This is a genomic window from Psychroflexus salinarum, from assembly GCF_042677225.1.
GTDB classification, from domain to species: domain Bacteria; phylum Bacteroidota; class Bacteroidia; order Flavobacteriales; family Flavobacteriaceae; genus Psychroflexus; species Psychroflexus salinarum.
Map to the genome: position 1 here is coordinate 1 of NZ_JBHTIV010000018.1, position 4,260 is coordinate 4,260.

General features: G+C 31.9%; 5 protein-coding genes. 3 read left to right on the forward strand and 2 right to left on the reverse strand.

Translation table 11 applies throughout. The features are described from left to right. The first annotated feature begins 111 nt into the window (after window positions 1-111). The 3 genes from ACFQ0R_RS11830 (at window position 112) to ACFQ0R_RS11840 (ending at window position 2,969) form a co-directional block, all read left to right on the forward strand. Window positions 112-1,017, forward strand: a complete 906-nt coding sequence (locus ACFQ0R_RS11830; RefSeq protein ID WP_379658597.1) for an IS3 family transposase — start codon at window positions 112-114, stop codon at window positions 1,015-1,017. 223 nt (window positions 1,018-1,240) lie between these two features. Next, window positions 1,241-1,735, forward strand: a complete 495-nt coding sequence (locus ACFQ0R_RS11835) for a hypothetical protein (RefSeq protein ID WP_379658593.1) — start codon at window positions 1,241-1,243, stop codon at window positions 1,733-1,735. A gap of 160 nt (window positions 1,736-1,895) precedes the next feature. Next, complete coding sequence (locus ACFQ0R_RS11840; protein ID WP_379658594.1) at window positions 1,896-2,969, forward strand: ligand-binding sensor domain-containing protein; 1,074 nt, start codon at window positions 1,896-1,898, stop codon at window positions 2,967-2,969. Window positions 2,970-3,283: 314 nt separating this feature from the next. Here the strand turns inward: ACFQ0R_RS11840 and ACFQ0R_RS11845 are convergent, their stop codons facing one another. Continuing rightward, window positions 3,284-3,490: a helix-turn-helix domain-containing protein gene (locus tag ACFQ0R_RS11845; protein WP_379658595.1), complete on the reverse strand. Its 207-nt coding sequence runs from the start codon at window positions 3,488-3,490 to the stop codon at window positions 3,284-3,286. 10 nt (window positions 3,491-3,500) lie between these two features. After that, window positions 3,501-4,037 carry a hypothetical protein gene (locus ACFQ0R_RS11850; protein WP_379658596.1) on the reverse strand — a complete coding sequence of 179 codons (537 nt, stop codon included), beginning with the start codon at window positions 4,035-4,037 and terminating at the stop codon, window positions 3,501-3,503. Window positions 4,038-4,260 lie beyond the last annotated feature (223 nt).

Here is a 4,260-nt window from a genome sequence, read left to right on the forward strand (position 1 = left end):
AAAAGACAAAATCGAAGAACTCGAGTTTATCAAAGAGTTTCAAAGGGATTATATCGCTAATTTAGAGAACCTCTCAGGACTTGATTTAGCAAAAAAGCATTTGCCAGATGCATTGGCCAAAGCGATAGAAAAACGCAAAAGAGACATTTCAAAATGAAATGGGTCTATCAGTGTTTCGGGATATCTAAACAAGCTTTTTATAAACGCTTGAATGTCTTTAAAAAGCGTAACCTGGATGAACAAGTTATTCTGGATCTCATTCGAGAGGCAAGAAAAGAATTACCTAAAACAGGAGGTTTAAAGCTGTATAAAACAATTAAACCTGAACTTGTTCACAATGACATTAAAATAGGCAGAGATCGCTTTTATGAGCTTCTCAGAAGACATCAATTGCTTATTCCTAAAAACAAAAGAGCTTATATCACCACTGACTCTAAACATCACTTTTATAAATATCCTAATCTAATAAAAGGCTTCATCCCTACTGCTGCAGAACAGCTCTGGGTAAGTGACATCACTTACATCAAAACCGATCAAGGCAATGCTTATCTGGCTTTAGTGACAGATGCTTATTCTAAGAGAATTATGGGGTATAAATTAGATGATCATATGAAGACAAGTCTCTGCATCGATGCTTTAAAGATGGCTATCAGCCTAAGAAAATATCCAAATCAACAGCTCATTCATCACTCGGATAGAGGACTACAATATTGTAATCCTACTTACACTAATTTTACAGAAAGCAAAGGCATATCTATCAGCATGACTCAGCAATATGATCCGTATGAAAACGCTGTAGCTGAACGAATCAATGGTACTTTAAAACAAGAATTTGGACTCGGGAAAACAATAGCAACTCTCAAACTGGCTCAAAAAATGATAAAAAAAGCTGTGTGCCTCTACAACTCAAAACGAATGCATTACAGCCTTAATTTTAAAACACCAGACTATGCTCACAAATCGCAAAACCATAATTATAAACAATACAGAAAAATACCGATATTAGTCAACCAATAAGAAAATAGAAAAACCAAAAAAATGGTCAACCTATTTCAGTATGAGACATGAATACGAAACCTACACATATAGTGACTTTTATTTACATATGAATTGGGGATGGAATGACAGTTTCAACACAGACAATAATTGGTTTTTTCATGGCACTCCGAATGTAGGTTGGGCTAATTTTTCGACAGGATACAAAATGATTATAAATATTCACCCTTAAAATACTTTGATTATGAAAGCAATATTAATGATTTTAGCATTTACAGCTCTTGCAGCTTGTAGTCAAGATGATGAAGATATGAATGGATTTAACTTAGAAAACCAAATATATTTTAGCCTTAAAAATTCAGATGGGCAAAATCTTCTTGATACTGAGACAGAAAATTCAATTAACATCAATGACATCCAACTTTATTACCTAATTGATGATGAGCCTGTAGAAGTAACTATTGAAAATGGTTATAATATGGGCAGTATAGAATTAACTTCGGATAAATTACTAAAAGTTTTTACAAATCCATCCTCATCAAATATCATTGATGAAACTTCAGAATATGAAGTTGTGGAAAACATAGCTTATTTAAAATTTTCAGAAACCGACACTGATACTATTAAAACCCATTCTAAATCAAGTCAGAATTATTTCTTACTATCAGAAGTTTGGTATAATGATGAATTAGTTTGGGAAAGAGAAACTGGGGGAGTAATTGAAATAATGAAAGAATAACTACTGGCAACATGGTATATAAAAAATAGCAGAAAAGAGCTAAACCAAAAGGCTTGGCTCTTTCTGTTTTGGCAGTTAATTAACGGAAAGTGACTCCTTCCCTACACGCCACTTTCGTTAACCGGGAACGTTGTGCGTCATATATGAATAAAAAACACTGATGATAAAGATTAAATTTTTTACGGTTGTAGTTCTGTCTCTTATTTTAAATTCTTGTAGCGGTCAAAAAAGCAAGAATGAAATAAAAGAATCTATAAGTTCAGAGAAGAAATTAGAAGAGAGCAAGCCTGATACACCCAATACTGAAAACTTCTTGTTTTATTCAGATATTAATAATCAGATTAGTCAGGTTGTAAGGACAATTTTTCAAGACAGCAAAGGAATTTTTTGGTTTGGAACGCAAAACGGAGCATTTAAGTTTGACGGCAATTCATTAATCCATATCGATAGTATAAAAAATGAATCTGGAAAAGGAGTGACAATAAAAGACATCGCAGAGGATAAAGATGGAAAAATTTGGTTTGGACACGAAGGTGGTATTAGTAGTATAGATAAGAAGGTCGTTACGAATTATTACGAATCTGATGGATTAATAAGCAATGATGTATGGTGTATTACGACTGATAGAAGCAATCAAGTATGGATAGGAACCATTGAGGGTGTCTGCAAGTTTGATGGAAAGAATTTTACATCATTTGAACTTCCAGAAGGTTTAAAAGACACTAAAGTTGGTATTTCAAGTACTAAAATGATACACAACATTATGGAAGATAGTGGAGGTAGAATTTGGTTTAGTACTAATGGAGGGATTTATATAAAAGATAGAACCTCGTTAACAAACCTATCTGAAAAAGATGGTCTCCATACACCCTTTGTGAATGAGGTAATAGAAACACATAAAGGGGATTTCTTGATTTCTACTTCCCAAGGACTCTATAAATATCAGAAAGGTATCATTACAGAGGTAACCGGCAACCTGTTTGAAGAAACAAAAGGAACCGGAAGCATTATCGAAGATTCAAATGGTAATATTTGGTTTAATTGTTCCCGCAGCATATATTCTCTTAAAAATACTGACTTGACTGAATATCGTATATCAGAAGGGAATTATGGTCCGCTTACTTTCCAAATTTATGAAGACCAACAAAAAAGACTATGGTTTGTAGGATACGGTGGAGCCTTCCGATTGGAAAAAGGGAAATTTATAAACATTACAAAAGACAGACCTTGGTAAAAAATACGAACGCACAACAGCGGTAGCCGTTGCAAAAGCTACTACAACTCTAAAAAAACAACTCATTTAAAGCCCTTTTCAGGGCTTTTGTCTTTTTATTTAAGTGGATTTACGCTAAATCAGAAGACCTATCCAAAAGCCTCAGGAGAAGTTGATGAGGTATTGAAGAGCTTTAGGTCTTTATCGGTTTGAAGTTATAAATTGAGCTCATCCTGTACGTAGTTGAAATAAACGTGTATTTTTATCAACATATAACGAGTTGTGCTTAATGTAAAACTGACGATTATAAATTAAAATTTAAGTATTTGAATAGTTTAATCATCAATATACTCTAAAATATCGCCAGGTTGACAATCTAAAACTGAGCAAATTGAATCTAATGTAGAAAATCGAACTGCCTTAACTTTTCCTTGTTTTAATATCGATAAGTTTACTGTTGTTACACCAACTTTTTCGGAGAGTTCTTTTAACATCATTTTACGTTTTGCCAACATCACATCTAAGTTCACTACAATAGCCATATTATTTGATTTATACTGTTAATGAACTTTCGATTTGTTCTAACAAATCATCATAATTCTTTTCATTTTTTCCCCAAGCATATATTTGAAATAGAGTTACAGAGCAAAATTTCATTATGGTTTCATTTTCAGTAGTATAAAAACTTATGTATAAATTCTCACCCCAAGATTTAAAGGAAATAGTCGTAATCGCCAAAATTTCAAATCGGTGTTTATCAGCTTCAATTAATTTAAATTTTGAACCATTTAAAACCTCTATTATTTTTTCAAACATCAGTTCCTTCGGTATATCAAAAGCTTTTTCAGAATTGACCTTTGATGTAAGGAAGTTATATGGATGTGTGAAATATTTTTTAAACGAAAGTGACTTCCTGACAACGAAATTGAAAATAAAAAATCCGATAATTACAAAGGAAGTAATTAAAACTATTGGATTTTTAGGTTCTAAATAATAACCCAAAAAGCCCGGGATGATAACAATTAATAAAAACAAAGCGACCCAAATTTTAATATCCTTTCGAGTTGGAGAATGTTTGATATATTTCATAACAAAAATTTTAATGTTTAATGCAAAGTTAAAATAAAAAACAATGTAAAACAAATATAAATTAATGTTTATCGTTAATTAATAAATGAAAATAATTAAACACTAAGCACAACAGCGTATCCTATGAAAAGCAATCGTCCTGATCTTAGTTCAAATTTATAATATTTTTCTTTTAAGCCCTATCTCATTAATTACTAATTTTTAAATCACGTTTTATAAGGTT

Bases quoted from the DNA above. Each gene is read 5' to 3' on its own strand.
- ACFQ0R_RS11835 (WP_379658593.1), top strand. From the start codon at position 1,241: ATGAAAGCAATATTAATGATTTTAGCATTTACAGCTCTTGCAGCTTGT.
- ACFQ0R_RS11840 (WP_379658594.1), top strand. From the start codon at position 1,896: ATGATAAAGATTAAATTTTTTACGGTTGTAGTTCTGTCTCTTATTTTA.
- ACFQ0R_RS11845 (WP_379658595.1), bottom strand. From the start codon at position 3,490: ATGGCTATTGTAGTGAACTTAGATGTGATGTTGGCAAAACGTAAAATG.
- ACFQ0R_RS11850 (WP_379658596.1), bottom strand. From the start codon at position 4,037: ATGAAATATATCAAACATTCTCCAACTCGAAAGGATATTAAAATTTGG.